The 25637-nt window shown below is 64.6% G+C and carries 25 protein-coding genes; 2 read left to right on the top strand and 23 right to left on the bottom strand.

Features of this window, described 5'->3' with window-relative positions:
* Positions 1–21 precede the first annotated feature (21 nt).
* From ACP7AX_RS05455 to dinB, 22 genes are all read right to left on the bottom strand, one after another.
* Positions 22–948 carry an RluA family pseudouridine synthase gene (locus tag ACP7AX_RS05455; RefSeq protein WP_426225678.1) on the bottom strand — a complete coding sequence of 309 codons (927 nt, stop codon included), beginning with the start codon at positions 946–948 and terminating at the stop codon, positions 22–24.
* Positions 941–1513 carry a signal peptidase II gene (gene lspA, locus ACP7AX_RS05450; protein ID WP_131681805.1) on the bottom strand — a complete coding sequence of 191 codons (573 nt, stop codon included), beginning with the start codon at positions 1511–1513 and terminating at the stop codon, positions 941–943. Before lspA ends, ACP7AX_RS05455 begins: the two co-directional genes overlap by 8 nt.
* A 94-nt stretch (positions 1514–1607) precedes the next feature.
* Positions 1608–2303, bottom strand: coding sequence for a DivIVA domain-containing protein (locus ACP7AX_RS05445; RefSeq protein WP_426225677.1), 696 nt, complete (start codon positions 2301–2303; stop codon positions 1608–1610).
* Positions 2304–2479: 176 nt separating this feature from the next.
* Positions 2480–2767, bottom strand: a complete 288-nt coding sequence (locus ACP7AX_RS05440; RefSeq protein WP_131681807.1) for a YggT family protein — start codon at positions 2765–2767, stop codon at positions 2480–2482.
* 121 nt (positions 2768–2888) lie between these two features.
* Positions 2889–3419: a cell division protein SepF gene (locus ACP7AX_RS05435; protein WP_131681808.1), complete on the bottom strand. Its 531-nt coding sequence runs from the start codon at positions 3417–3419 to the stop codon at positions 2889–2891.
* An 88-nt stretch (positions 3420–3507) separates the two neighbouring features.
* Complete coding sequence (locus ACP7AX_RS05430) at positions 3508–4248, bottom strand: YggS family pyridoxal phosphate-dependent enzyme (RefSeq protein WP_426225676.1); 741 nt, start codon at positions 4246–4248, stop codon at positions 3508–3510.
* Positions 4241–4930 carry a laccase domain-containing protein gene (locus ACP7AX_RS05425; RefSeq protein WP_131681810.1) on the bottom strand — a complete coding sequence of 230 codons (690 nt, stop codon included), beginning with the start codon at positions 4928–4930 and terminating at the stop codon, positions 4241–4243. The genes ACP7AX_RS05430 and ACP7AX_RS05425 overlap by 8 nt, the downstream gene beginning before the upstream one ends.
* A gap of 8 nt (positions 4931–4938) precedes the next feature.
* Positions 4939–6165 (bottom strand): cell division protein FtsZ, encoded by a 1227-nt coding sequence (gene ftsZ, locus ACP7AX_RS05420; protein WP_131681811.1) that lies wholly within the window; start codon positions 6163–6165, stop codon positions 4939–4941.
* 183 nt (positions 6166–6348) lie between these two features.
* Positions 6349–7296 (bottom strand): cell division protein FtsQ/DivIB, encoded by a 948-nt coding sequence (locus ACP7AX_RS05415; protein ID WP_426225675.1) that lies wholly within the window; start codon positions 7294–7296, stop codon positions 6349–6351.
* Entirely contained in the window at positions 7289–8665 is a 1377-nt protein-coding gene (murC, locus tag ACP7AX_RS05410) for a UDP-N-acetylmuramate--L-alanine ligase (RefSeq protein WP_426225674.1), read from the bottom strand. Before murC ends, ACP7AX_RS05415 begins: the two co-directional genes overlap by 8 nt.
* A complete protein-coding gene (gene murG, locus ACP7AX_RS05405) occupies positions 8662–9762 on the bottom strand; it encodes an undecaprenyldiphospho-muramoylpentapeptide beta-N-acetylglucosaminyltransferase (RefSeq protein ID WP_131681814.1) in 1101 nt (366 codons plus the stop codon). Before murG ends, murC begins: the two co-directional genes overlap by 4 nt.
* A 6-nt stretch (positions 9763–9768) precedes the next feature.
* Entirely contained in the window at positions 9769–11052 is a 1284-nt protein-coding gene (gene ftsW / locus ACP7AX_RS05400) for a putative lipid II flippase FtsW (RefSeq protein WP_426225673.1), read from the bottom strand.
* Positions 11053–11054: 2 nt separating this feature from the next.
* The gene (murD, locus tag ACP7AX_RS05395; RefSeq protein ID WP_426225672.1) at positions 11055–12632 is read right to left on the bottom strand and encodes a UDP-N-acetylmuramoyl-L-alanine--D-glutamate ligase; all 1578 of its coding nucleotides are present in this window, start codon (positions 12630–12632) and stop codon (positions 11055–11057) included.
* Positions 12614–13723, bottom strand: coding sequence for a phospho-N-acetylmuramoyl-pentapeptide-transferase (mraY, locus tag ACP7AX_RS05390; protein ID WP_131681817.1), 1110 nt, complete (start codon positions 13721–13723; stop codon positions 12614–12616). Before mraY ends, murD begins: the two co-directional genes overlap by 19 nt.
* The gene (locus ACP7AX_RS05385) at positions 13720–15186 is read right to left on the bottom strand and encodes a UDP-N-acetylmuramoyl-tripeptide--D-alanyl-D-alanine ligase (protein ID WP_426225671.1); all 1467 of its coding nucleotides are present in this window, start codon (positions 15184–15186) and stop codon (positions 13720–13722) included. The genes mraY and ACP7AX_RS05385 overlap by 4 nt, the downstream gene beginning before the upstream one ends.
* A gap of 6 nt (positions 15187–15192) precedes the next feature.
* Positions 15193–16845, bottom strand: a complete 1653-nt coding sequence (locus ACP7AX_RS05380) for a UDP-N-acetylmuramoyl-L-alanyl-D-glutamate--2,6-diaminopimelate ligase (protein WP_426225670.1) — start codon at positions 16843–16845, stop codon at positions 15193–15195.
* An 82-nt stretch (positions 16846–16927) separates the two neighbouring features.
* The gene (locus ACP7AX_RS05375; protein WP_426225669.1) at positions 16928–18724 is read right to left on the bottom strand and encodes a peptidoglycan D,D-transpeptidase FtsI family protein; all 1797 of its coding nucleotides are present in this window, start codon (positions 18722–18724) and stop codon (positions 16928–16930) included.
* Between the two features lie 100 nt (positions 18725–18824).
* Entirely contained in the window at positions 18825–19526 is a 702-nt protein-coding gene (locus tag ACP7AX_RS05370; protein WP_426225668.1) for a hypothetical protein, read from the bottom strand.
* The gene (gene rsmH / locus ACP7AX_RS05365) at positions 19523–20515 is read right to left on the bottom strand and encodes a 16S rRNA (cytosine(1402)-N(4))-methyltransferase RsmH (protein ID WP_426225667.1); all 993 of its coding nucleotides are present in this window, start codon (positions 20513–20515) and stop codon (positions 19523–19525) included. The genes ACP7AX_RS05370 and rsmH overlap by 4 nt, the downstream gene beginning before the upstream one ends.
* 166 nt (positions 20516–20681) lie before the next feature.
* On the bottom strand, positions 20682–21110 hold the full coding sequence (mraZ, locus tag ACP7AX_RS05360) for a division/cell wall cluster transcriptional repressor MraZ (protein ID WP_108599862.1): 429 nt from the start codon (positions 21108–21110) through the stop codon (positions 20682–20684).
* Positions 21111–21600: 490 nt separating this feature from the next.
* Positions 21601–21975: a DUF3040 domain-containing protein gene (locus ACP7AX_RS05355; RefSeq protein ID WP_131681822.1), complete on the bottom strand. Its 375-nt coding sequence runs from the start codon at positions 21973–21975 to the stop codon at positions 21601–21603.
* Positions 21976–22239: 264 nt separating this feature from the next.
* On the bottom strand, positions 22240–23397 hold the full coding sequence (gene dinB / locus ACP7AX_RS05350; RefSeq protein WP_426225830.1) for a DNA polymerase IV: 1158 nt from the start codon (positions 23395–23397) through the stop codon (positions 22240–22242).
* A 140-nt stretch (positions 23398–23537) separates the two neighbouring features.
* On the opposite strand from dinB, the gene ACP7AX_RS05345 reads away from it, so the two are divergent.
* Together ACP7AX_RS05345 and ACP7AX_RS05340 are read left to right on the top strand one after the other, a co-directional pair.
* A complete protein-coding gene (locus ACP7AX_RS05345) occupies positions 23538–24065 on the top strand; it encodes a hypothetical protein (RefSeq protein WP_426225666.1) in 528 nt (175 codons plus the stop codon).
* On the top strand, positions 24062–25156 hold the full coding sequence (locus ACP7AX_RS05340; protein WP_131681824.1) for a polyprenyl synthetase family protein: 1095 nt from the start codon (positions 24062–24064) through the stop codon (positions 25154–25156). The genes ACP7AX_RS05345 and ACP7AX_RS05340 overlap by 4 nt, the downstream gene beginning before the upstream one ends.
* A 59-nt stretch (positions 25157–25215) precedes the next feature.
* On the opposite strand, the gene ACP7AX_RS05335 is transcribed toward ACP7AX_RS05340, so the two are convergent.
* Positions 25216–25569, bottom strand: coding sequence for an Rv2175c family DNA-binding protein (locus ACP7AX_RS05335; RefSeq protein ID WP_426225665.1), 354 nt, complete (start codon positions 25567–25569; stop codon positions 25216–25218).
* Between the last annotated feature and the right edge of the window lie 68 nt (positions 25570–25637).

Genomic DNA, 25637 nt, shown 5'->3' with positions numbered 1-25637 from the left:
CCCGCCGCAGCGACCCAGTCCCTAGGCCTGGCCCGATTCCAGGACTTCCAGGGCATACTCCAGGTCTTGGGGGTACTCGCTGGTGACCGTCACGCGCTCCCCTGAGACGGGGTGCTCAAAACCGAGCTGGCGGGCATGGAGCCACTGGCGGGTCAGCCCCAGCGTGGCAGCAAGCCGCGGATCTGCGCCATACGTGAGGTCCCCGGCGCAGGGGTGCCGCAGGGCAGAAAAGTGCACCCGGATCTGGTGGGTGCGGCCTGTTTCAAGGTGCACCTCCACCAGGGTGGCCTTGCCGAAGGCTTCGAGCACCTCGTAGTGCGTGATGGACGGACGGCCATCCTCGATGACGGCAAACCGCCAGTCGTGGCCCGGGTGCCGCCCGATGGGCGCGTCAATGGTGCCTTCCAGGGGATCCGGGAGGCCCTGGACCACCGCGTGATACACCTTGTCCACGGTGCGCTCCTTGAACGCCCGCTTCAGCGCCGTGTAGGCCCGCTCTGTCTTGGCCACCACCATCACGCCTGAGGTCCCGACGTCGAGTCGGTGGACGATTCCGGCCCGTTCAGGGGAACCTGACGTTGAAATGCGGTACCCGGCGCCGGCAAGCCCACCCACCACGGTGGGACCCACCCATCCTGGGGAAGGATGCGCCGCGACCCCTACAGGCTTGTCCACCACGACGAAGTCGTCGTCGTCCAACAGGATCTTAAAGCCTTCCACAACTTCCTCCACCACTTCGAGCGGGTCCCGTCGATCAGGCACCGTTACTTCCAGGACGTCTCCTGCAGCCAGGCGCGCTGACTTGCCGAGCTTCTTGCCGCGGCTCAGTACGTGGCCTTCAGCAATAAGCGTGGCGGCCATGTTGCGGGAGATTCCCATCAGGCCCGCGAGCCCTGCATCAGCCCGGGTTCCGCCGAATTCCCCGGCCACTACGATGCGCTCAGGCATCATCGGCTTTCTTCTGTGGCTCAGCGGCGTGCCGGGTACCATCCAGGGAAATTCCACGCAGAGTCAGGATGCAGATAATGGAAACAGCTGAGACGACCGCGGAATCCGCGATATTGAAGATCGCAAAATTGGGCAGCTGGATGAAGTCCACCACGTGCCCCATCCCGAACGATGGCTCCCGGAACAGCCGGTCCGTGAGGTTGCCCAACGCACCGCCAAGAAGGAGCCCGAGCGCCAGTGACCACCACGCCGAGCCCAGTTTGCGCACCTGGAACAGGATGGCGATGGATACGCCCGCCATGATGATGGAAAACACCCACGTCACGTTTTCGCCGATGGAGAACGCGGCGCCGGAGTTCCTGATGAAATACCAGTGCAGGAGCGGCGGCAGAACGGGGATCCGTTCCCCCTCCACCATCGAGGAAGTCACCCAGATCTTGGTCAGCTGGTCCAGCACGTAGGCGAAGACCGCGAAGCCCGCAAACAGCGAGAGCAGAAGTGTCCTCGATGGACGGGCGGATGAGGGAGCGGGGTGTGGAGCGTCCGCGGCGAGATCGTCAGTCATGGTGCTTTCATTTTGTAAAACCGATGCTAATCACAAAAGCCGGCGGCCGAGGAATCCCCCAGCCACCGGCTTTCAGAATACGTTGTTGACGAAGCTAGTGCGCTTCAACTTCCGGGGCAGCAACAGAGCCACGGGCGTCGAGGTCGCGCAGCTGGCCTTCGATGTAAGCCTTCAGGCGTGAACGGTAGTCACGCTCGAAGCCGCGAAGCTGCTCAACCTTGCGTTCCAGGACGGAGCGCTGCTGTTCCAGGGCGCCAAGGATCTTGCGGGACTTCTCCTGGGCGTCGTTGACCAGGCTGCTGGCTTCGATCTGGGCCTCAGCGATGATCTTGTCCTTCTGGGACTGACCGTCAGCGACGTGGCGATCGTGCATCTGCTGGGCCATGGCAAGCAGACCGGCAGCGGACTCAGCGGAAACCGTGCTTCCGGCAGACTGGGCCGGGGCAGCCGCGGGAACGGCAGCGACGGGAACAACCTGTTCGGCTTGCTTCTTCTTGCTGGCTTCAGCAGCCCTTGCCTCAGCTTCGGCCTTGGCGGCGGAGTCGTCCTTGTCGGCCTTGACGGGCGCGGGGACCTTCTCGACCACCGGCGCGGCTGCGGCAGAACTGGCAGGCACGGCATTACCGGATTCGGCAAGCTTCTTGCGGAGCTCGTCGTTCTCCTGGTTCAGGCGCCTGAGTTCCACGACGATCTCGTCCAGGAAGTCGTCAACTTCGTCCTGGTCGTAGCCTTCGCGGAACTTGGTCGGCTGAAAGCGCTTGTTGACAACGTCTTCTGGCGTCAAAGCCATCTGGTCACCTCATTGGTCTAGTTAGTCAGTAGGCCTTCCGGCCGTCAAAACTACGGTACCTAAATATTGTCTGGTTCCTCTAATTCAACACTGGGTGTCAAACCGGAGATTTCTTCGCCTCGCAAGGCTGGGTTCCTTCCGGGAACTTCACCTGCGCTGCTAGGTCTAATCGAAACTTACGCGAAACCCCTGATGACCGCCATTGCGATCCCCACGGCGATGAACAGGATCAGGAAACCGAGGTCCAACGTTATACCCCCGAGACGCAGTGGAGGGATCAGCCTGCGGAGCACCTTCAGTGGCGGATCGGTGACCGAGTACACCGTGTGGGCCACCACCAGGGCGGCACCGCGCGGACGCCATTCCCTGGCGAACATCTGGACCCAATCGAAGACCAGCCGGATGATCAGCCCCACCAGAAACAGCAACAGGGCGATATAGACAAGTCCGAAAACAATTCCCATGACTTAACTCATATCTCCATGTCCATTCCGGATACCGCAGTGCCCTGCCAACGTTTCGTGTCTATTTCAGCACAGATGCCAGACAGGTGTACCTGTCTGGCATCTGCAATAAGCTTTGTGGCTAGCTTTGGTTGAAGAAGCTGGCCTGGGTCTCGCTGACCTTTTTGTCATCACCGATGACCTCAATGTACGACGGCGAGAGCAGGAACACCTTGTTGGTGACCCGTTCAATGCTTCCCCGGAGCCCAAATACCAGGCCTGCCGAGAAGTCCACCAGGCGTTTGGCGTCTGACTCGCCCATGTCTGTGACGTTCATGATGACGGGGATGCCGTCCCGGAAACTTTCTCCGATGAGCTTCGCGTCGTTATAGGACCTCGGGTGGATCGTAGTGATCTGCCGAAGCCCGGACGTTTCTTCGCGGCTCGAGGCCGCACGCTTGATGGGTGTCACAGGTGCGCGGTATTCCTCTTCGGGGGCGTAGGACGCTTCACGGCTGACATCGCGGACCGGTGCCGGTGCACGGCGTTCCTCGCGGTCAACTTCCATTGATTCGTCCTCGTCCTTACGTGTTGTGGTGTGCTCGGACTCATAGTGTTCATCGCCGTCGGCGAGCCCAAGATAGATCATTGTCTTGCGCAGAGCGCCGGCCATGGTCGACTCCTAATCGTGTCCGCAGACGGGCCGCCCAATGACTTGACAGCACTGGCATCCCCCGCCATTCACTTCCTATAGCTCGACGCTACCGCACGTCAGGACGCGATCCGAGAATATCGGAGCCGATTCGCAGGTGTGTCGCTCCGAAGCGGATGGCCGCTTCGAGGTCCTGGCTCATGCCTGCCGAGATGGCTTTGGCGGCAGGGTGGCGCGATACCAGTGCTGCGGAGATGCCGGCCAGTCTCTCAAAGGCATCCTCCGGCGTGGCCCCCAGCGGCGCCACGGCCATAACACCGGCCAGCTCCAGTCCTTCCGCTGCCGCGAGCCGATCCGCCAGGATGGGCACCTCAGCCGGATCGGCGCCGCCCCGGTGAGCCCCGGCGCCGGCGTCGAGGCTGACCTGGATGAAGCAGTCCAGGGACCCGCGCCCGGTCCGGGCCTGTTCCGCTGAAATGGCCCGTTCGAGGCCGTCAACCAGTGACAGCCGGTCCACGGAGTGCACCGCCCGGGCATACTTGACCACGGATTTGGCCTTCTTGCTTTGGAGCTGTCCCACAAAATGCCAGTTCAGCTTAAGATCGGCCAGTTCAGCGGCTTTCGCTGAGGCTTCCTGGTCCTTGTTTTCGCCGAAGTCCCGGATACCGAGTCCAGCCAGCCGCCTGACGTCCGCGGCAGGATGGAATTTGGAGACCACGATCAGGGCTGGCAGATCCGCAGCCCGGCCTGCAGCGGAGGCAGCGGCCCCGATGCGCCGCTGGACTGCTGCCAGCCGCCCGGCAAGCTCAGCCGTTCGCGCCGTGCCGGCGTCCGCGCCGTGCTCACTCATGTGACCACACGATTCCGGCAAGGCGGCCGGTGGTACCGGACCTGCGGTAGGAGAAGAGCTGTTCATTCTCGAGCGTGCACGGACCTGCATAGTCAACACTAACCCCGGCAGCTTCCAGCTGGCTCCTCGCCCCGGCGGGCAGATCAAGGGCAGGTGTGCCCCAGGAGGTAGTGGACCACGTGGAGGGCACCTGCGCAGCGACTTCCGCGCGGAGCTCAGCGGGCACCTCGTAGCAGGAGCCACAGATTGACGGACCGAGCCATGCACAGATATTGGCCGCTCCGGCCGCCCGCATTTTCCCGACCGCAGCCAGGAGGATGCCGTTGGCTATGCCCGGGCGGCCCGCGTGTACTGCCGCGAGGACCGGACCGCCGGGCGCCTCGCCAACGAGTACTGCCGGGATGCAGTCGGCCACCATCACGGCGAGTGGCAGGCCCTGCGATACCATGGCGTCCGCCGTCGGCGCGGGCGTGTCCGGTTCCATCATTTCAACGGCAGTGCCGTGGACCTGCTCCATAAACCGGAGCGAACCAGGAACCAGACCCGCCGCGTGCTCCAGGGCCTGGCGGCGCTGGAGAACGTCAGCAGGGTTGTCCCCCACATGCAGGGCCAGGTTGCCCGCATGGCTGTCGGTGAACGCCACACTCACGCCAGGACGGACTTCCGTCCGCCAAAGGAACAAGCCGTGCCCTACTTCAGGAAGTCAGGGACATCCAGGTCATCTGCACGGCTTCCGGAGAGGTCCGGCTCCACCACTGAGGGGAGGTCGACGTCGAAGCCTGAGTCAGCAGGGACCGCGGACTGGCGCTGCTGGCCCCAGTTGCTGAGTCCCGACGCGCCTACCCCGGCGTGGACGGGCTGGGTGTTCGGCTGGTGGCTGCCGGCGGAGGCAGGTGCCTGTGCCGGCGCGGCGGCGGGCCGCTGCGGTGCTACCTGGGGCTGTGACTGATCCATGGACGGCGAGGTGGCCTTGACGTCGTCGAACCCGGCGGCAATGACCGTGACCCGCGCTTCGTCACCAAGGGCGTCGTCGATGACCGCACCGAAGATGATGTTCGCTTCGGGGTGGGCAACTTCCTGGACGAGCCGTGCTGCTTCGTTGATTTCAAACAGGCCGAGGTCCGAGCCGCCCTGGATGGACAGCAGGACGCCGTGGGCGCCGTCGATGGAGGCCTCCAGGAGCGGGGACGCGATGGCTAGTTCCGCGGCCTTGACGGCACGGTCTTCACCGCGGGCTGAACCAATACCCATCAGGGCGGACCCTGCGCCCTGCATGACGGACTTGACGTCCGCGAAGTCAAGGTTGATCAGGCCCGGCGTGGTGATGAGGTCCGTGATGCCCTGGACACCGGACAGCAGCACCTGGTCAGCAGAGCGGAAAGCGTCCAGGACGGAGACGTTGCGGTCGCTGATGGAGAGCAGACGGTCGTTGGGGATGACGATCAGGGTGTCCACTTCGTCGCGGAGGGCGTCAATGCCGGCCTCCGCGGAGCCTGCGCGGCGGCGGCCTTCGAAGGTGAACGGACGGGTAACGACGCCGATGGTCAGCGCACCGAGCGAACGGGCGATCCGGGCGACGACGGGCGCGCCGCCGGTGCCGGTTCCGCCGCCTTCGCCGGCGGTGACAAAGACCATGTCAGCGCCGCGGATGACCTCTTCGATTTCCTCGGCGTGGTCCTCGGCAGCCTGCCGGCCAACCTCCGGGTTCGCTCCGGCTCCCAGGCCGCGCGTCAGCTCGCGCCCGATGTCGAGTTTGACGTCAGCATCGCTCATCAGCAATGCCTGGGCATCGGTGTTGACCGCGATGAATTCAACACCGCGGAGGCCGACCTCGATCATGCGGTTGACTGCGTTCACGCCACCGCCGCCGATGCCGACGACCTTGATGACGGCCAAGTAGTTCTGCGGAGCTGCCACGTTACGTGTCCCTTGTTCGTGTTGTGATGCTAAAACTGTGGAGTCGGGCTTGAAGCTTATAACTCTAACCTTCGAGTTGAAGGTTAGAGTTATGTCAAGTAACTCATGTCTTGACGCTATTTCCTATGGTGTGGACATTCAATAACCGGCGCCGCGTGTCGCGCGAATACCGGAATATAAACCTCACCGTGTCACCGGGTGACGGGGTGCACTCACATCGTAGACGCGCACGGGGTTCTTCGGATCCGCGGGTACTTTCAGCAGGGCCTCGAGCACCCTTGCTTTAAGCTCCTTCTCCCCCGCATTTCCCCACACGATGGTCTGGCCGTCCACCAGCTTCAGCTCGACGGCGTCCACCGACTGGGCCGATGCGTTGGAAAGCCGCGCCAGGACATCCAGCGGGAGCGCACCCAGCACCGCTGCAGTGGCCTGGAAGAGCTCCTTGCCGATGGTTCCCGCCCCGCCGTCGATCACAGGCAGCGACACCGATGCAGTGTCCGCAGTGGTCCCCAGCACCACACCGTCAACATCAACCAGCTGGTACTGCTCCCCCTGCTTCACCAGCGCCACCGGGACCCGTTCGTGCACTTCAACCGCCAACTCGGACGGCGGCCGCGCCTGGGTGGACACGGACTTGATCTGGACGAGCGGCTCCAGCAGGCGGGCCACCTCCTCGTCGCTGATCTGGGGCAGCGGCCTGCCCTTGAGCGGATCCAGGGCAGCCTTGACCTGCTCGGCGGTGACCAGCCTGGTCCCCGACACCGAAACTGTTCCGACAGCCAGGATGGGAGAAAATACTGCGGCAGCCAGAATTGCCAAAACCACCGCCAGCACCGTGCACACAACAACGAGGACGTTGCGTTTGCGCCGCTTTGCGGGCGGCTCGGGGAACGCCAGCACGTTGCCGGGGCTTACCGGCTTTTGTTTCCCGGCAGAGATGCCCGTGCCCTTCTTCGGGCTACCGGACGTGGACCGGGCGGACGGTTTGGGCCCCGTTGCCGCGGCCGGCTCCGGTGCGGCCTTGGAAGCGGAGATGACTTCCGGCTCGCCCAGCCCCTGCACCTCAGGGCCCGGGGCCGCGGGCTTCCGGCTGCCCCGCGAAGCGTAGGTGGGCCGGCGCGGGCTACCCATCGAGCGCCTGCACAATCTGCGGGCCGAATGCTGTGACATCCCCCGCACCGACGGTCAGGATGATGTCTCCGGGCCCGGCCGCCGCCGCCAGTGCTTCCACCGCGGTGTCCGGTTCCACGAGGCGTCCGCCCGGCGCCAGGTGCTCGGCGATGAGCTGGCTGCTGACTCCGGGGATGGGATCTTCCCTGGCCGGGTAGATGTCCAGGACCAGGGCCGTGTCCGCCAGGTTCAGGGCGTCGGCGAATTCCTTGGCAAACTCCCGGGTGCGGGAGAAGAGGTGGGGCTGGAACAGCACGTGGACACGGTGCCCCCCGGCAACAGAACGGGCGGCGGTGAGCGCTGCAGTGACCTCCGTGGGATGGTGGGCGTAATCATCAAAGACCCGCACACCGCGCGCCTCGCCCTTCAGTTCAAAGCGGCGGGAGGCGCCGGAAAAGTGGGCCAGGGCCCGGGCTGCTGCGTCGGGATCGACGCCGAGCTCCAGTGCTACGGCGAAGGCGGCGGCAGCGTTCAGGGCGTTGTGCCGTCCCGGTACCTGGAGTTCCAGGGCGAACCGGCCCGCAGGTGAGGAAACCGAGACTGCCCCCGGGCCGCCGTCGTGCAGCACGAGGTCCGAACGGTCCGAGGTTCCGTAGAGGACCACCCGGGTGTTGCCGCGCGCCGCGGTGCGCTCAGCGAGGGCGAGGGCACCGGCGTCGTCGGCGCAGGCCATCAGGACCCCGTCAGCCGGGAGCAGCATGGTGAACCGGTCAAAGGACTCGTAGACCGCCTCGGCCGTGCCGTAGAAATCCAGGTGGTCGGGTTCAACGTTGGTGACAACGGCGATCCTCGGCCGGTAGTTCAGGAAGGATCCGTCGGATTCATCGGCCTCGGCGACGAAAACTCCGGAGGTGCCGTGGGCAGCGTTGACACCCAGGGCGGGCACGTTGGCGCCGATGGCGAACGACGGGTCCAGCCCGGCGCCCTGGAGCAGGACGGTAATCATGGACGTGGTGGTTGACTTGCCGTGGGTACCTGCGACGGCCACCACCAGGTCCTCCCCCATGGTGGCGGTCAGCGCTTCGGAGCGGTGCAGCACGGGAAGCCCGGCAGCGCGCGCGGCCACCAGCTCGGGATTGTCGGGACGGATCGCTGAACCGGCCACGACGGTCTGGGCATCGCCGAGGTTTGCCGCACCGTACCCCACGGCGATCCTCGCACCGGCGGCAGCGAGCTCGGCCATCACGGGAAGGTCCTTGGCATCGGACCCGCTGACGGGCACGCCGCGTGCCACCATAATGCGTGCCACTGCGGACATGCCCACGCCGCCGATGCCGATGAAGTGGACGCGGCCCAGCGATTGCTGGCTGCGGACGCCTGCGGAGCTCATACGGACACCGCTTCCAGAACAAGATCAGCCATCAGCTGATCGGCGTTTCTGATACCAAGCCTGCGCGAGTTGGCGGCCATGCCGGCAAGCCTGTCCGCGTCAGTGACCAGTGGGATAAGTTGGCTCGCCACCCACTGGGCGGTGAAGTCCCGGTCAGCGACGAGGACAGCGCCGCCGGCATTCACGAGTCCGGCTGCGTTAAGGGCCTGCTCTCCGTTGCCGATGGGCAGCGGAACAAACACCGCCGGCAATCCCACGGCGGCCACTTCGCTGACAGTCGCTGCACCGGACCGTGCAAGCAGGACGTCCGCGGCGGCATACACCAGTTCCATTCCATCCACGTACTCGACCTGCCGGTAGCCTTCGGCGGCGAGCGGGCCGCCGCCGGGACCCTGGACAGTCTTTCCGCGGCCGGTGATGTGCAGGGTCTGGATCCCGGCAGCGGCAAGGGCCTGCACGGACGCAGCAACGGCGCGGTTGATGCTCTGGGCACCGGACGAACCACCGGTGACGATCAGGGTGGGCTTCACCGGATCCAGGCCCAGGGCTTCGCGGGCAGCGGCCCGGGCTGAATCCCTGTCCAGTCCTGAGATTTCCCGGCGCATCGGCATTCCTACGTGGCGGGCATGCCGCAGGCGGGTGGTGTCAAAGGCGGTGGCGACGTGCCGGGTGAGGAACGATCCCACACGGTTGGCAAGTCCTGGCCGCGTGTTGGCTTCATGGATCACGATGGGGATTCCCCGCCGCCGGGCCGCGAGGTACAGGGGCGTGCAGACGTAGCCGCCCACCCCCACCAGGACATCGGCCGAAGCGTCGTCCAGGATGCGGCCGGACTGCCGCACAGCGCCGGCCAGCCGGGCAGGCAGCCGGAGCAGGTCCACGGAGGGTTTCCGCGGAAACGGCACGCGGTCGATGGTGGCAAGCTCCACACCGGCGGCGGGAACCAGCCGGGTCTCCATGCCGGCAGGTGTGCCCACAGCCAGCAGTCTGGCCCCCGGCACGGCGGAACGGAGCGCGGCCGCGATCGCCAGGAGAGGGCTGATATGGCCGGCGGTTCCGCCACCCGCCAGGACAATGGAGAGGTTCTGGTTTTTCATGTGGTGCTAGGTACGCTTTCTGACGGTCTTCTTGCGGCCGGTGGATCCCCGCTTGGCGCCGAACTTCAGTATTTTCTTGGGCCGCAGCGCTGGAGCCATCTGTTCACGGGCGAGGGACAGCACCACCCCGACCGCGCACAGGGACATCAGCAGAGCCGAGCCGCCGTAGGAAATGAACGGCAGGGGGACTCCGATGACCGGCATCAGGCCCGTCACCACCGCCATGTTGACGGTGGCCTGCCCCAGCAGCCACACCATGATGGTGCCGGCCAGCACGCGGTGGAACATGTCCTCCTGTGCAACCACTACGCGGTAGATGGCTGCACCGAGGATAGCAAAAAGGACAAGGACGACGACGGTGCCCACCAGGCCGAGTTCCTCGCCGATGATGGCAAAAATGAAGTCGTTGTGGGCTTCCGGAATCCAGCTGTATTTTTGCCGGCTCTGGCCGAGGCCCACGCCGAACCAGCCGCCGGAGGCAAGCCCGTAGATCCCGTTGGTTGCCTGGTAGTTGGCGTCTATGCCGTCGGCACAGGACTGCCCTGTCCACCATGAGGTGATGCGGCACATCCGGTTTGAGCTGGTGACGGCCATGACTGCTGTACCGGCGGCGGCCACCAGGGCGGCGAATCCGAACAGGTAGAGGGGCACCCCGGCGAAGAAAAGCGCCGCAGCCGCGATCATCATGATGATCATCGCTGTACCGAGGTCGTTGCCCAGGAGCACCAGCCCGATCACCCCGCCCGCCAGCGGCACCGCGGGAATCAGGACATGTGAGAGCCTCTGGAGAAGCTTTCCTTTCCTGGCGAGGACGGTGGCCATCCAGAGCGCCAGGGCAAGCTTGGACGCCTCGGATGGCTGGAACGTGATGCCGCCGATATCGATCCAGTTCTTGTTTCCGTTGACCTCATCACCGATCAGCTGCACCAGGACCAGCAGGACCAGGGCACCGCCGAGTCCTGGCCAAGCGAGGCGTTTGAGCCAGACCACGTTGATGCGCGAGAGAACGAACATGGTGAAGATGCCGATCGCAGCGAACATGCCCTGTTTGAGGGCGTCCCCGTAGGGCGACTTTCCGGCGGCGATGGATTCAACACTGGAGGCCGAAAGCACCATCATGATGCCGATGGCGGTCAGGGCGAGGGTGGAACCCAGGATGAGGTAGTAGGTCGAGCCGTTCCTGGACGTCCCTGTCCCTTCGAGGGTGGACCAGAAGCCGCGGTACCAGCCCCTGATCCGTACAGGCAGTGCAGGGTGGGGCGCCGGCGGCCGGGTGGGCGTGCTGACCATTGTTACTCCTCGCCGGTCTTGGCCTGCCCTTCCACCAGCTCGCGGACAGCTTCGATAAAGGCGTCGCCGCGGTGAGCGTAGGAAGAGAACTGATCCATGGAAGCAGCTGCCGGGGCCATCAGGACGGTGTCCCCGGATGCGGCCAGCTGCGCTGCTGCTGCAACAGCCCGGGCCATCACGGTCTCCCCGGAAACCGGCGAGCCGCCAGCGATGGCTCCGCCCGTTGCGGCAGTCTGCATGTTTTCAGTGTCGCCCGCCGGCGGCAGGATCACGGGGACATCGGGTGCGTGTCGCTCGAGGGCCTCGGCCAGCGGCGCGGTGTCCGTGCCGATCAGTACCACGGCTTTCAGCCGGGCTGCGTGTTCACGGACCAGGTCGTCGTAGCTGACGCCCTTGGACAAACCACCGGCAATCCAGATCACATTGTTGAAGGTCCCCAGGGACGCCGCGGCCGCGTGGGGGTTGGTTGCCTTGGAGTCATTGACCCAGAGCACGCCCTTTTCCCGGGAAACAGGCTGGATGCGGTGGTTGCCCGGCACATAGGCCTGGATTCCCCGCCGCACCGCCTTTGGATCCACGCCGTAAGCCCGGACGAGGGCTGCGGCGGCGAGTGCGTTGGCCACCATGTGGCGGGGGGCAAACTCGCCCAGGTGCTTTATCGAGGCCAGCTCGGCGGCGCTGTCCTTGCGCTCCGCGATGAACGCCCGGTCCACCAGGAGTCCTTCCACGACGCCCAGCATGCTGATGGCGGGCGTCACGGTGGTGAAACCGACGGCGCGGCAGCCCTCCACGACGTCGGCGTCCTCGACCATCCGTTCGGTCTCGATCTGTTCGGCGTTGAAGATGCAGGCCTTCTGGGTGCGTTCGTAGACCTTCGCCTTGTCCGCGAGATACGAGTTGTAGGAACCGTGCCAGTCGACGTGGTCCTCGGCAACGTTGAGGCAGACACTGGCCACAGGCGAGAGCGATTCGGCCCAGTGCAGCTGGAAGCTGGAGAGTTCAACGGCGAAGACGTCGTATTCGACGGGGTCGCGGAGGGCGTCCAGGATGGGCGTTCCCACATTGCCTACCGCGATGGCCTTCAGTCCGGCGGCCTGGAGCATTGCCTCGGTCAGTCCCACCGTGGTGGTCTTGCCGTTTGTTCCGGTGATGGTCAGCCAGTCAGCAGTTTTGTGGCCTTCCCGGACCCGCAGGCGCCAGGCGAGTTCGACGTCGCCCCAGACCGGGATGTGGGCGCGTGCGGCCGCGGCGAGGAGCGCCTGGTCCGGCCGCCACCCGGGGGACGTGACGATGAGGTCCGGGAAGGCGCCGTCGATTCTGGGTACCTTGGCGACGGCCTCCTCACCCAGGAGCACATCCGCTGCCCCCACGATCTTCAGGGTGTCGGCCTGCGCCAGGGCTGTGCCGCTGGTGGCGGCGTCAACAACTACAACCCGGGCTCCGAGTTCGATGAGCGTATCTGCTGCGGCGAATCCGGAGACGCCGATGCCGGTGACCACTACACGCAGGCCGGCCCAATCGGAATCCCAGCTGACGAGGTTCTGCAGGCGGGCTGAAACCGTCACAGCAGCACCACCCATTCGGCGTAGAAGACTCCCAGGCCGACGGCCACGAAGAGCCCGCCCAGGATCCAGAACCGGACAACCACCGTCACTTCCGCCCAGCCCTGCAGCTCAAAGTGGTGCTGCAGCGGCGCCATCTTGAAGACGCGTTTGCCGCCGGTGGCTTTGAAATAGCCCACCTGGATGATCACGGACAGGGTGATTAGGACGAACAGTCCGCCGATGATGCCCAGGAGCAGTTCGGTCCGGGACAGGATGGCGAAGCCGGCAATGGCGCCGCCGATGGCGAGGGAGCCGGTGTCGCCCATGAAAATCTTTGCCGGCGAGGTGTTCCACCACAGAAAGCCCACGAGGGCCGCACTCATGATGGCCGCCAGGAGCGCGAGGTCCAGGGGGTCGCGGACGGAGTAGCAGCCGCTGCCGGCCTCCCGCGGCGATCCGCAGGCCTGGTTGCTCTGCCAGATCCCCATCAGGGTGTAGGCACCGAAGACCATGATCGAGGCTCCGGCGGCAAGCCCGTCAAGGCCATCGGTAAGGTTCACGCCGTTGGTGGCCGCGGTGACGATCAGGTTGGACCAAAGGACAAAGAGGATGGCCCCGAGGACTGTGCCGCCGAATGCCAGGTCCAGCCAGGGCACGTCGCGTACCAGGGAAATCTTCGTGGAGGCGGGCGTCACGCCGTCCGCGTCGGGAAAGTTCAGGGCCAGGATGGCGAAGGCAATGCCAACTGCAGCCTGCAGAATGAGCTTGGCCTTGGCGTCCAGGCCGAGGCTCCGCTGCCGGGAAATCTTGATGAAGTCGTCCAAAAACCCCACCAGCCCCATCCCGACCATCAGGAAGAGCAGGATCAGGACTGAGGCGGAGGGACCGGCGGATGCCGGGTTCATCATCCACATGATCAGGTGTGTCAGGCCGTAGCTGAGCAGGACCGCAGCCACCACCACGGTTCCGCCCATGGTGGGCGTGCCGCGTTTTGTGTGGTGCGAGGTGGGTCCGTCATCGCGGATGAACTGTCCGTAGCTTTTGCTCACCAGAAGCCGGATGAAGAGCGGGGTTCCTACCAGGGCGAACAGCAGGGCCAGTCCCGAACCGATCAGAAGTGCAATCACAGCAGTTTGCTCCCTTCGTCGGCCGGTTGGATGGATTGTGGGGGTAATGCTATCCGATCCCCCAGGTGCCGCAGCCCCACGCTGTTCGACGACTTGAAGAGCACCAGATCCCCGGGTTCAAGCTCCGCATCGAGCAGCGAGTAGGCCTCTTCAGCGGTTTCCGCGAAGACGCATTCGTCACCCCAGGATCCTTCCTGGACGGCAGAAACATAGAGAGCGCGCGCCTCGCGGCCCACCACCACAAGCCTGGAGATGTTAAGCCGGACCACCTGGGTTCCCACCGCTGTGTGTTCGCGGATGGAATCGGGTCCCAGTTCCAGCATGGCGCCCAGGACGGCCCAGGTCCGCCTGCCCCGGCCGAGGTCGGCCAAAGTGCGCAGGGCGGCCCGCATGGATTCAGGATTGGCGTTGTAGGCATCGTTGATGACGGTGACCCCGTCAGCACGTTCGGTGCGTTCCATCCGCCACCGGCTCGCCGCCGTCTGGGTGCTGAGCGACGCGGCAATGTCGTGGCCGGGCACTCCGGCGGCAAAGGCGGCAGCTGCCGCGGCCAGGAGGTTGCCGGTGTGGTGCGCGCCGATAAGGCGGCTGCGCACGTGCAGGCCGGCCTCGCCGCCGGGCAGGAGCAAATCAAACTCGGGGTTTCCCTCAGCGTTGGTATCCGGGTCAAGCGCCTGGACGGCGGCGTCGCTGCGTCCTTCGGCGGAAAAGCCCAGCACCGTTGCCATGGTGCGGCTCCGCATGGCGGCGACGCGTTCGTCGTCGAGGTTGACGATGGCGGTTCCGGTGGTGCCGAGGGCTTCCACCAGCTCGCCCTTGGCCTGTGCGATGTTGTCCACCCCGCCGAATTCGCCTGCGTGGGCCGTGCCGACGCCCAGGACAACACCGATGTCCGGTTTGACCATGCCGGCCAGATAGCTGATGTGCCCTATGCCGGTGGCACCCATCTCGATCACGAGGTACCGCGTCTGTGCATCGGCCCCGAAGACGGTGAGCGGCACGCCCACCTCGCCGTTATAGGAACCCTGCGGCGCCACGGTTGGACCCTGTTGCGCGAGAATCCCGGCGAGGAGGTCCTTGGTGGTGGTCTTGCCTGCGGAGCCGGTGATGCCGATAACTGTCAGGGCATCTCCGGCTCCAGCCCGGGCGGCACGGATGCGGCGGACTGCCTCGGCGGCCAGCGCGCCCATCGCCAGGACGGCATCCCGGACCAGGACCGCGGGGTATTTTTCACCGTCCGCACCCGTCACCTGGCGCTCCGCGAGAACCAGTACGGCACCACGGCTGAAGGCCGCTGCGACGAAGTCGTGGCCGTCTGCGTTCTCTCCCGGCTTCGCCACGTAGAGCGACCCGGGGGCCGCCTCACGGGAATCGGTGACCACCGAAAGAGGGGTGATCCCGGGATCGGCGTCCAGGCGGCCGTTTGTGATTTCGGCGATTTCCGCCGCAGTAAATGCAATCATCTCGGTCTAGGACTCTATCCGGTCGTCTTGGAGAACGGTGAATCCCCTGGCTGTCAAGGCGTTCCGGAGTTCCACCCGGTCATCGAGGGCAAGGTTGACGCCTTTGACTTCCTGCCAGACCTCGTGGCCACGCCCGGCCACCAGGATGGTGTCGCTCGGACCGGCGAGTTCAACAGCCCGTTGGATGGCGGCGTCGCGGGGATAAACCTCCTCGATCACACACCTCAGCGGCTCCTGCTCGAGGGCAGCCCTGGCACCGGCCAGAACGTCTGCCCGGATGGCCGCTGGGTCTTCGTCGTGGGGGTCATCGTCCGTGATGATCACAACGTCCGCCAGCCGCGCGGCGATTGCTCCCATGGCAGGACGTTTGCCCTGGTCCCGCTGACCGGTGGCACCGAAGACAACGATCACCCTTGAGCCGGGCAGCGGTGACCGGACGGCTTCCAGAGCCCGTGCCAGAGCATCTGTGTTGTGGGCAAAGTCGACCACGGCGGCAGGCGTGTCCGAGATCAACTGCATTCTGCCCGGCACCGCAACGGTAAAGGGATCATGGGTATCCAGGGCCGCCTGCACGGCGGCGGCATCCACGCCGCTGGCCAGCACCATCACCGTGGCCAGTGCTGCATTGGCGACGTTGAAGGCACCCGGCAGGCCGGTGTGGATCTGCAACGCAGTGCCGTCGTGGCAGCGCAGGGTGAATTCGGACCCCAGCCCGCGGGCGGTCGTTTCCGTGACTTTCCAGTCGGCTTCCTTCAGCGAGGGATCGCCGCCGGAAGTGGCCGTGAGGGTGGTGACCGGGATCCTGGCCGTGGCGGCAAGCATGCGGCCCCATTCGTCGTCGACCGTTACGACGGCGGCGCGGGCCCGTTCCGGTGTGAACAGTTCGGCTTTGGTGCCGAAGTAGTCCGCCATGGTCCCGTGCAGGTCCAGGTGGTCCTGCGTCAGGTTGGTGAACCCTGCGACATCGAAGACCACGCCGTCCACCCGCTGGAAGGACACGGCATGGGAGGAGACTTCCATGGAAGCTGCGTCCAGGCCTTTTTCCCGCATGAGCGCCAGCAACCCATGGACATCCGTGGATTCGGGGGTGGTCAGCAGGCTGGGGATCGGCTTTCCGCCGGCAAGGATCTCGATGGTTCCGATCAGGCCGGTCTTCTGCCCGAGGGCGCGAAGCAGGGCGTTGATGAAGTAGGTGGTGGTGGTCTTTCCGTTGGTGCCGGTGACACCAAACAGGCGCAGCGCCCGTCCGGTGGACGGCTGGCTCCGGTAGATAAGGGCCGAGAGCGGCCCCACGACGTTGCGGGGCGCGGCAACCACCAATACCGGGACGGCGGTATCCGCTGACAGTGCGAGAAGCCGCGCACCGGCGTCGTCCGTGAGAACCGCCACCGCTCCCCTGTCCACCGCCTGCGACACGAAGTCAGCGCCATGCCGGGTGGCACCAGGCAGCGCCACGTACAGGTCGCCGTGCTCCACAGTGCGGGAGTTCAGCGAAATGCCGGTCACACTGACCTCCGCGGACGAACCCGGGACCGGCACACCGATCGCCTCCCCGAGGCTGTCCAGACGGACTGCGGCTACGGCGGTGGGCCTGAACCGGCTGGCGGGGGCTTCCCCTTCCGGCGCGCTGTGGCTGCCTGGTTCGTTCTGGTGTGACAAGGAAATCTCCGATGGTGTGGACCGTGCCCGCAGGAACGGCTTTTGGATGCGGGCACGGCGGGAACTGCTGCCTGGCTTGGTGCTACTTGGCGAACTGCGGCAACCTGGCCGGTTCACCCGTGGACGGCTGGATGTTGAAGGTCCGCAGTGCCTGGCTCATCACCGAGCGGAACACCGGCCCCTGCGTGATGCCGTAGATATCGCCCTTCGGACGCTGCAGCACCACCTCAACAATAAACCGAGGGTCATCCATCGGTGCCATCCCAACAATCGAAGCTGTGTAGCCGCAGAATCCGGACTTACCGTCATCGCACGGCGATTCGGACGTTCCGGTTTTGGCTCCCACCCGGTAACCGTCGATCGCTGCGTCCTTGATCTGCCCTTCGGTGACCGCGCTTTCCAGGATGTCCTGAACCTGCTGGGCGGTGTTGTCGGAGACCACTTGCCGGGAAGGCTGCGGGGCCACTTTTTCCTCTTGGCCGTCGTCTGTGATGTAGGCGTCGATGAGCCTGGGCTGGAGCATCACGCCGTTATTGGCGATCGCCTGGAAGGCCCGCACCGTCTGAAGTGTTGATTGTGAAACGCCCTGGCCAAAGAGGACTGTGAACTCCTGGCGCCCGTCCCACTGGTCAGCGGGAGTGAGGATTCCGGCGGCGGTGGCAGGCAGGCCGATGTCCGGGGCTTCACCGATCCCGAATTTCCTGAGCCAGTCGTATCGTTGCTCCTTGGTGAGCCGCTCTCCGGCCATCACCGTTCCCGTATTCATGGACCAGCCAAGGATGCCGGCAAGTGTGCGTTCTTCGGTGCCATGGGCGAAGGAGTCCGTGAAGGTCTGGCCATTGACGGTGTACGAGGGTCCGAGGGTGAAAGTGTCCAGTGGGCTGGACTTTCCCTCCTCAATCAACGCGGCGACAGTGATCATCTTCTGCACTGATCCCGGCTCGTAGGCGGCAGTCACAGAACGCACGCCGCGGTCCTTAGCCGCCACCCTGCCGGGATCGTTCGGGTCCGGGGAGTTGGTGTCCGCCATCGCCACGATGTTGCCGGTCTTGGCGTCCATCACCGTGATGACGCCCCATTCGGCTCCCTGCTTGTCCGACTGGCTCTGGATGGCCTGCTGGGCGAAATACTGGAGATCGGCATTGAGGGTTAACCTGACGTCCTTACCGTCCTCGGGCGGCGTCAGTTCATCCACGCCAACGGGTATGCGCAAGCCGTCGGCGCCGATCTCGAAGAGACGCTTCCCGTCCACCCCGCGGAGCAACTCATCCTGGGTCTGTTCGATTCCCGCCTGGCCGGTGCTGCCATCCTGAAGGAAACCGATGATCCCGCCCGCGACGGACCCGTTGGGGTAAACCCTTTTGCTCACGCCTTCGGTGACGATGCCGGGGATCTGCAGCTTGGAGATCCGGTCCTCAACGTCCGGTTTCAGATCCTTGGCCACGATGTAGTACTTGGATTCACCGGTAACGGCCGCCCGGAGGTCTTCTGAGTCCATCCCCAGGACGGCCGCGAGCTCGCTGATGCCCTGGTCCCGGCTGACTTCCACCAGCTTGTCCTGGCCCTCCTCCAAGCGCCAGAACTTCTCCGTCTTCGTGTTGGTGACCTGATCCACCACCATGTTGTAACGGATGAGGCTGTTGGCCAGCACGGTGCCATTGGCGTCCAGGATGCTTCCACGCTCTGCGGGCAAGGACGTTTCCCGCATCCGGTAATCGAGGGCTGCCGCCGCCATTCCGCCGACGTCGAGCCCCTGCACCATGAACAGTTTGCCGCCCACTACCAGCAGGAGGGTCAGCATGATCCCCAAGCCGAGGCGGAGCCGCTTGGTGGCGTTGGGCACCTTGCCGCTTTTGGCCTTGCCGGTCTTTTGCGCCACCGTGATTTCCTTGCTGCTCGCCTTGTTGACTGCCTGATGCCTGACTGACTGCCTGGTTGGAGCCCGGCGATCTGACGTGCTGCCTGGCGGCTGCTGCCAGTTACTGGCCGGGCACCTTTTGTTCCGGGGCCGGGACTGACCCGCCGTGGAGTTCTGCGGCGGGTGCCGGTGGCGCCGCCGGTGCCGGTGCCTGTGCTGCGGCAGCGGCTGCCGCGGCTGCCGCGGCTTCAGCCGTAGCCTGCGCCGGAGCCGCCTGTGCTGCCGCCGGCTGTTCGCTGACCGGCTTGCGGCTCGCCAGCGGTTCGCCGGCGGTTGCCGGCGGGACCACGGTCAGCAGCCCCGCAACAGCTGGAGCCGGGATAATGGACCCAGGAGCTCCGCCCTTCACCGCCGGCGTTGCCTTGCCGGTAACGGCGAGGGTGGAAAGATCGATCTGGCCTTTGACCGTGGAGGCTACCATTCCCAAGTCTGCAGCCTTCGCTGCCAGATTCTGGGGAGCCTCGAAGTTCTGGACCTGCTGTGTCAGATCCTGGTTCTGTTTGGTGAGGCTGCTCTGCTGCCCCCTCAGTTCGACCAGCTGATACTGGGATGTGGAGACGGAGATGTTCAGGACCAGCACCGCAACCAGTGCAACAGCAAGCATCGCGAAGCACATCACCACAAAGGGAGCACGGCGCTTCCTGGGGGAAAAGCGCACCACGGATAACGGAGTGCGTTCCTTGCGGCCGGCCCCGGGGGTTTTGATGGCCGGGGCGGTGCTGCCGGAGATCACCGGGAAGTTCTTGACGGCGGCGGTGCTCATGCTTCTCTCCTGGCTCTGATGCGTTCCACGGCCCGCAACCTTGCGGAGGCTGCGCGCGGGTTTTCTGCGATTTCGACGGCGGTGGGGACTTCGGTGCCTTTGGTCAGTGTCTTCAGGGCGGCTTTGTGTTCTTCAAGTTCCACCGGGAAGCCGAGCGGTGCGGAGGATTTTGAGCCTGCCTGGAAGACGGACTTGACGATCTTGTCCTCGAGGGAGTGGTACGACATCACGACGATGCGCCCGCCCAGGGCAAGTGCGTCCACTGCGGCGGGAACAGCACGCTCCAGCACCTCAAGCTCCTCATTCACTTCGATCCGGAGGGCCTGGAAAGTCCGTTTCGCCGGGTGGCCTCCCGACTTGGCAGCGGCGGCGGGAACAACCGAGCGGATCTGCTCCACCAGTTCGCCAGTTGTGGCGAAGGGCTTGACTGCCCTGGCCGCGACGATCCTGTTTGCTATCCGGCCGGCGAACTTCTCCTCGCCCCACTTGCGGATGATCCTGACGAGATCCTCTTCGCTGTAGTTGTTAACTACGTCTGCCGCGGTCTGCCCGCGGCTGGTGTCCATCCGCATGTCCAGCGGCGCGTCGAAGGAGTAGGCGAATCCACGTTCACGCTCATCGAGCTGCAGCGAGGATACGCCCAGGTCCATCAGGATGCCGTGGACCTCGGAGACGCCCAGGTCCTCGAGGACGTCCGCTATTTCGTCGTACACCGCATGGACGAGGTCCGTGCGGGAGGCGAACGGAGCGAGCCGCTCACCGGCCAGGGCCAGGGCTTCCTCGTCACGGTCGATCCCGATCAGGTGCAGGTCCTCGAAGCGCTGGAGGAGCGCCTCTGAGTGACCACCCATCCCCACTGTTGCGTCAATGGCGATGGGGGTCTCGCCCCGGAGACGGGCAGCTTCAAAACCAGGGGCCAACAAATTGATGCACCGGTCCCTCAGGACCGGCACATGGCGTTCAGACGTTGGCTTGGGGTTTTCGTTCATGCCTTCGTCCTTCCTGCCGTTGGTGTGGTTTGCAGCTTCTTAATCCAGATCCCCATCCGCGCCTATCATCCCGCCGGCCTGGCTCCGGGGAAGTGAGCCAGGTTGACGCTCTGATGGGCGGCTGGAGATCTCGTTCAAGAAGCGGTCCGCCGGGCTGTTCAGGTGATCACAGGATCCCCGGAATGGCATCGTCGGTTTCAGAGAATGCGGTTTCCTTTTCTGCCAGGTACTCATTCCAGGCCTGGGCGTCCCAGATCTCGGCGCGGGTGCCTGCGCCGATAACGGCCAGTTCCCTGCCGAGGCCTGCGTACTCCCGGAGAGCGGCCGGAATGGTTACGCGCCCCTGCTTGTCAGGTACCTCGTCCGAGGCTCCAGAGAGAAAGACGCGGATGTAGTCACGGGCCTGCTTGGAGGAAATGGGCGCCTCCCGCATCTGCTCGTGAACACGTGCAAATTCCTGCTCACTGAAGACGTAGATGCAACGTTCCTGGCCCCTCGTGAGCACCAGACCGCTGGCAAGTTCCTCACGGAACTTTGCGGGGAGGATAATCCGGCCCTTTTCGTCAAGACGCGGCGAGTGTGTGCCCAGAAACACTGGCCCACCGCCCGTCTGCCGAAAGGAACTGCACATCCCCTGTGTTGCAACTACCCTCTTATGTCCTCCACATTACTCCACTTTCCCCCACAGTCAACGCAAAACGGCCATCAGCTCCCCCTTTTCGGGGTTATTTGGCTTTGAACGACGGGGAATGGCGCGGGAAGCGTCGGGTGGAGGAGGATCCGGGCGCTTAGGCAGGTCAGCCGGGGCTGGAACCCTGGTTAAATGCAAAAGACCCGCCGTAGCGGGTCTGCTGAGCGGTCAACCTGACCGGGGGGAGCAATGTGGAGGGTGGAAAGTGGAGGGGGCGTGAAGTGGAGGGGGCGTGAAGTGGAGGGGCGTGAAGTGGAGCAGCCCAGGCGACGAACTCGACCATCTACCTGGACACACCGAGCTCACGTGGTGGACAGCGCAATCGGAAGAACAGCGCAATCGGAAGATGAGCAACAGATCACGCCAAACAGTCAACCTTTAAGGAGCAGAACTCTCAGGATTCGTCCCGGCGCCGCTCGTCCCAGCGCTCCTCCAGGCTGCTCATGAAGGAACTCCGGGGCTTCCCGGATTTCGCTGTGCCCGAGCCGGGATGTTGCTTGGTTGCGGACGCGTTGCGCATCGTTGCGAAGTAGACACCGCCACCCATAACAACAAAGCCCAGCACTCCAACAATGATGAGCTGGGTAGTGACACCGACAAGGAGCAAGGCAATCCCGGCCAAGGTGCAAAGCACACCGATTACCACGTGCCGGGTGGACCACGTTCGTCCCGGATCAGACCCCATGGAATTCGCGAACTTGGGATCGTCCTCGTGCAGCTGCTTCTCCAACTGCTCCAGCAGCTTCTGTTCGTGCTCCGAGAGCGGCATCACGACCTCCTTAAGTAGGCCAACGTCCGGGCTGGTCCCATTCAGTACTACTGATTCGACAACGACTGGCATGTCCAGGTGGTTCCCGCCCCGCCGTCTATGGCGGGAAGCGAATCTCCGGCATGAAGCCGATGGAACGGCAGCACGTCAAAAAGGGGTCCGGCAGTAACTGAAAACTATGTACATATAAGGATAGTTTGTCAGGGGCCGTTCTGAAAGACGGCAATGACTTTCCCGGACTCATCCCCCGGCATGCGAACCGGGTCAGGGACTCTTTCCAGGGTCCAGCAAACTGGCCGGGAGGATCGACTTGTTGCCGAACTTCCGGCTGACCTGGTCCAGTACCTGTTCTGCCGCCCGCCAGTTGTCATCCCGGCGGTCAAGGCTCAGCTGCAGAGACGTCTGTGCGGTCTCTTCGAGCTGTTCGGCGCGGATCCCCACCAGCCGGACGGTCATGGGCCGTTGTCCCACAGACTCGAGCAGCTGGAGCGCCACCGCATGAATCAGTTGGGCGCTGTCCACGGGTGTGTGGACGGTCCGGCTCCTGGTAATGGTGGAGAAATCCGCGTACCGAAGCTTCAACGCCACTGTCCGGGCCACCATGCCTGAACTCCGCAGGCGGCCTGCGGTGCGATGGGCCAACCGCAGCAACTCACGGCTGATGATGGCTTCATCGGCTGTGTCCACCGCGAAGGTCTCTTCGGCCCCGATGCTCTTTTCCAGCCTCACCGGAGTGACCGGACGCGGATCAATACCCCACGAGAGCCGGTGCACATGCTCACCCGTAGCGCCCAGGACCTTCTTAAGGGAGGACGACGGCGTGGCCGCCACGTCCGCAACGGTGTTGATGCCCATACGGGCAAGGACATCCGTTGTCTTGGCGCCTATCCCCCACAAGGCACCCACCGGCAGGCTGTGAAGGTAGGGCACTGTCTCCTCAGGTCCAATCATCAGCAGACCATCCGGTTTGCAACGCGTGGAGGCGATCTTGGCAACGAACTTGCTGGCGGCGATCCCCACGGAGGCGGTGATCCCCAACTCGTCCGCCACCTGCCGCCGGATTTGCTCACCGATGGCGCGCGGCGGGCCCAAGCGCCGGATCGCACCGCCGACATCGAGGAACGCCTCATCAACGCTGAGCGGCTCAACGAGTTCGGTAATGGAGTGGAAGATCTCCATCAGCTGCCCGGAGACCTCGTAGTAGAGCTTGTGCCGGGGTTCTATGATGACCGCCCGGGGGCACATACGCGCCGCGACCACCATGGGCATTGCTGATTTGACGCCGAAGGCCCGCGCTTCGTAGGACGCTGAGAGGACAACGGAACGGTCTGCCGGAAATCCTACAATCACGGGCTTCCCCCGTAGTTCCGGGCGGGTGCGCAGCTCCACGGACACAAAAAAGGCGTCCATGTCCACGTGCATAATGCAGTTGCGCCTGAGCTCGCGAAGACCCGCTTCGGTGTACTGGTTGTTCCGCTCAAGCCCCACACCGGCAATTCTATCGGTTGGTACTGACTAAACTGGAGGCTGAATCCGGCATCAACCCCAGGAGGAAAGTCCCTGTGACGGTCATAAGAAGTTTTAAGGCAACAGGATTGGCGGCCTTCGCCGCCAGTGCCCTGCTGGCCGTCGCAGCCTGCACTCCCGCGGCCCCCGAGGTAGCGGCGTCCTCCGCCGGCACCGCCTCCCCGGACTCCAGCGCCTCCACCATCACGGCCTCGGCAAGCCCGACGTCGTCCCCGGGGACCTCCGCTACCGTGGGGAAAATCGTCGAAGGGTTCCCGGAAAAGCTACTTCCCCTGATGCCGGGAGCCACGGTGATTTCGAGCAGTTTTGACAAGGCTGGCGCGCCGGCCACAGCGGCCCTGGTGGCCAGCATTCCTTCCCCCGCGGCCGCCGTCGTGGATTTCTATACCAAGCATCTTCAATCGCAGGGATTCAAAGCCGTTCCGGGCGACGCCGTGGGCTCCGTGGCATCCAAGGACTTTGTCCGGAACGACTCCGAGACTGTCAACATCGCTGTTGTCGAAGCGGCAGGTGTTTCCACTTTCACCATCGGCGCCAACGTGGCAGCTGAGTCTGCCCAGTGACAGTTTCGGAACAGCTCAGGGTTGAACAGACAGCGTTCGTTGCTGCGGTCGCCGGCGGCCTGACGGACTTCCTCACCGAGCGGCAGGCCCTGATGGCCTCCATTTCGCCTGACATCGATCCCATCATGGGCTCCATCTCCAACCTGGTGACCGGAGGCAAGAGGCTCCGCGCGCTGATGTGCTACTGGGGCTGGCGCGGGGCAGGCGGGGACCCGTCAGCGGCACAGATCGTCACGGCCGGATCGGCCCTGGAGTTGTTCCAGGCGGCCGCCCTGATCCACGACGACATCATTGACCGCTCGGACACCCGCCGCGGCGGGCCGAGCGTTCACCGGCGCTTCAGCCAGCTTCACCACGCACAGGGCTGGGCCCTGGACAGCGAGCGGTTTGGGCACGCTGCAGCCATCCTCACTGGGGATCTGTGTTTGTCCTTCAGCGAGGAGGCGTTCACGGAGATCGGCGGCGAGGCAGCTGCAGGCAGCCGGGCGCGGCTGATCTTCAACCTCATGCGCGCTGAGGTAATGGCGGGTCAATACCTGGACATCCTGGAAGAGGTAGCGGGCCCGGTCCGTGACCGTGCCGGAGCGGTAACCCGCGCGCAGTCCATCATCAGGTTCAAGTCCGCCAAATACTCCACCGAGCATCCGCTCGCGCTCGGCGGCGCCCTCGCCGGAGCTTCGGACGAACTTCTGCGCGGCTACTCGGCCTTCGCCTTGCCCCTCGGCGAGGCCTTCCAACTGCGCGACGACGTGCTGGGAGTTTTCGGGGACCCCGTCACCACCGGGAAGCCGGCAGGAGACGATCTCCGTGAGGGCAAGCGGACAGTCCTGATTGCGCTGGCGCTGGACCAGGCCTCTGCCGCCGAATCCGCTTTTATTGATGCCACGCTTGGCAGCCCTGAGCTGGGCGACGGCGACGTGGCCGAAATCCGCAGGATCATCGAGGATTCCGGTGCGCTGCAGGCCACCGAAGCGCTGATCAGCGAATTCGGCTCCGCGGCGTTCGATGCGCTGGAACAACTCCCCTTGGAGGACCTGCCGAAAACGGCCCTGCGCAAACTGGCGGAGGCAACGGTCAGCCGCGCGTCCTAGCTTCGGCTTTGCAGGCTGGTTAGGCCCGCTAACCTGGTCAGACCCTGCCTGCCCGGGATCTACCAGGCGAGGGTCTGGGCCCTGCGCCTGATTTCGGTCTTGCGGCCTTCGCGCAATGCATCGATGGGCCGGCCGCGCAGGGAATCGTCGGCGGTGAACAGCCAGACGATCAGGTCTTCATCGGAATAGCCTGCGTCAGCCAAAACCACGATGGTGCCCTTAAGACTGTCGACTACCTGGCCGTCCTGGATGAAGGCTGCCGGCACTGAACGAATGCGCCGCTCTCCGACGCGCAGGGCCGCGAGGGCCCGTTCATCTATCAGGCTGTGGACTTTCGTAATCGAAACGTTCAACGACTGCGCGACATCCGGCAGGGGCAGCCACTCGCCCACAAGGCTTTCTACGTTACTCACGGATCAAGGTTGCCATGGCTGGAGCCCTTGCGCCTAGTCGGTTTCTACGCCGTCAGGACAAAATCCAC

This window comes from Pseudarthrobacter sp. DSP2-3-2b1 (assembly GCF_049895945.1).
In the GTDB taxonomy this organism is placed as follows: domain Bacteria; phylum Actinomycetota; class Actinomycetes; order Actinomycetales; family Micrococcaceae; genus Arthrobacter.
This window is presented reverse-complemented; position numbering and strand designations above follow the sequence as displayed.

Coding starts and splice junctions, on each gene's coding strand:
- ACP7AX_RS05385 (WP_426225671.1), bottom strand. CDS start 15,186: ATGATTGCATTTACTGCGGCGGAAATCGCCGAAATCACAAACGGCCGC.
- lspA (WP_131681805.1), bottom strand. CDS start 1,513: ATGACTGACGATCTCGCCGCGGACGCTCCACACCCCGCTCCCTCATCC.
- ACP7AX_RS05415 (WP_426225675.1), bottom strand. CDS start 7,296: ATGGGTAGCCCGCGCCGGCCCACCTACGCTTCGCGGGGCAGCCGGAAG.
- murG (WP_131681814.1), bottom strand. CDS start 9,762: ATGAAAAACCAGAACCTCTCCATTGTCCTGGCGGGTGGCGGAACCGCC.
- ACP7AX_RS05440 (WP_131681807.1), bottom strand. CDS start 2,767: ATGGGAATTGTTTTCGGACTTGTCTATATCGCCCTGTTGCTGTTTCTG.
- ACP7AX_RS05430 (WP_426225676.1), bottom strand. CDS start 4,248: ATGAGTGAGCACGGCGCGGACGCCGGCACGGCGCGAACGGCTGAGCTT.
- ACP7AX_RS05355 (WP_131681822.1), bottom strand. CDS start 21,975: ATGCCGCTCTCGGAGCACGAACAGAAGCTGCTGGAGCAGTTGGAGAAG.
- ftsW (WP_426225673.1), bottom strand. CDS start 11,052: ATGGTCAGCACGCCCACCCGGCCGCCGGCGCCCCACCCTGCACTGCCT.
- murD (WP_426225672.1), bottom strand. CDS start 12,632: ATGGGTGGTGCTGCTGTGACGGTTTCAGCCCGCCTGCAGAACCTCGTC.
- ACP7AX_RS05370 (WP_426225668.1), bottom strand. CDS start 19,526: ATGAGCACCGCCGCCGTCAAGAACTTCCCGGTGATCTCCGGCAGCACC.
- ACP7AX_RS05435 (WP_131681808.1), bottom strand. CDS start 3,419: ATGGCCGGCGCTCTGCGCAAGACAATGATCTATCTTGGGCTCGCCGAC.
- ACP7AX_RS05445 (WP_426225677.1), bottom strand. CDS start 2,303: ATGGCTTTGACGCCAGAAGACGTTGTCAACAAGCGCTTTCAGCCGACC.
- dinB (WP_426225830.1), bottom strand. CDS start 23,397: ATGCACGTGGACATGGACGCCTTTTTTGTGTCCGTGGAGCTGCGCACC.
- rsmH (WP_426225667.1), bottom strand. CDS start 20,515: ATGAACGAAAACCCCAAGCCAACGTCTGAACGCCATGTGCCGGTCCTG.
- murC (WP_426225674.1), bottom strand. CDS start 8,665: ATGAGCTCCGCAGGCGTCCGCAGCCAGCAATCGCTGGGCCGCGTCCAC.
- ACP7AX_RS05455 (WP_426225678.1), bottom strand. CDS start 948: ATGCCTGAGCGCATCGTAGTGGCCGGGGAATTCGGCGGAACCCGGGCT.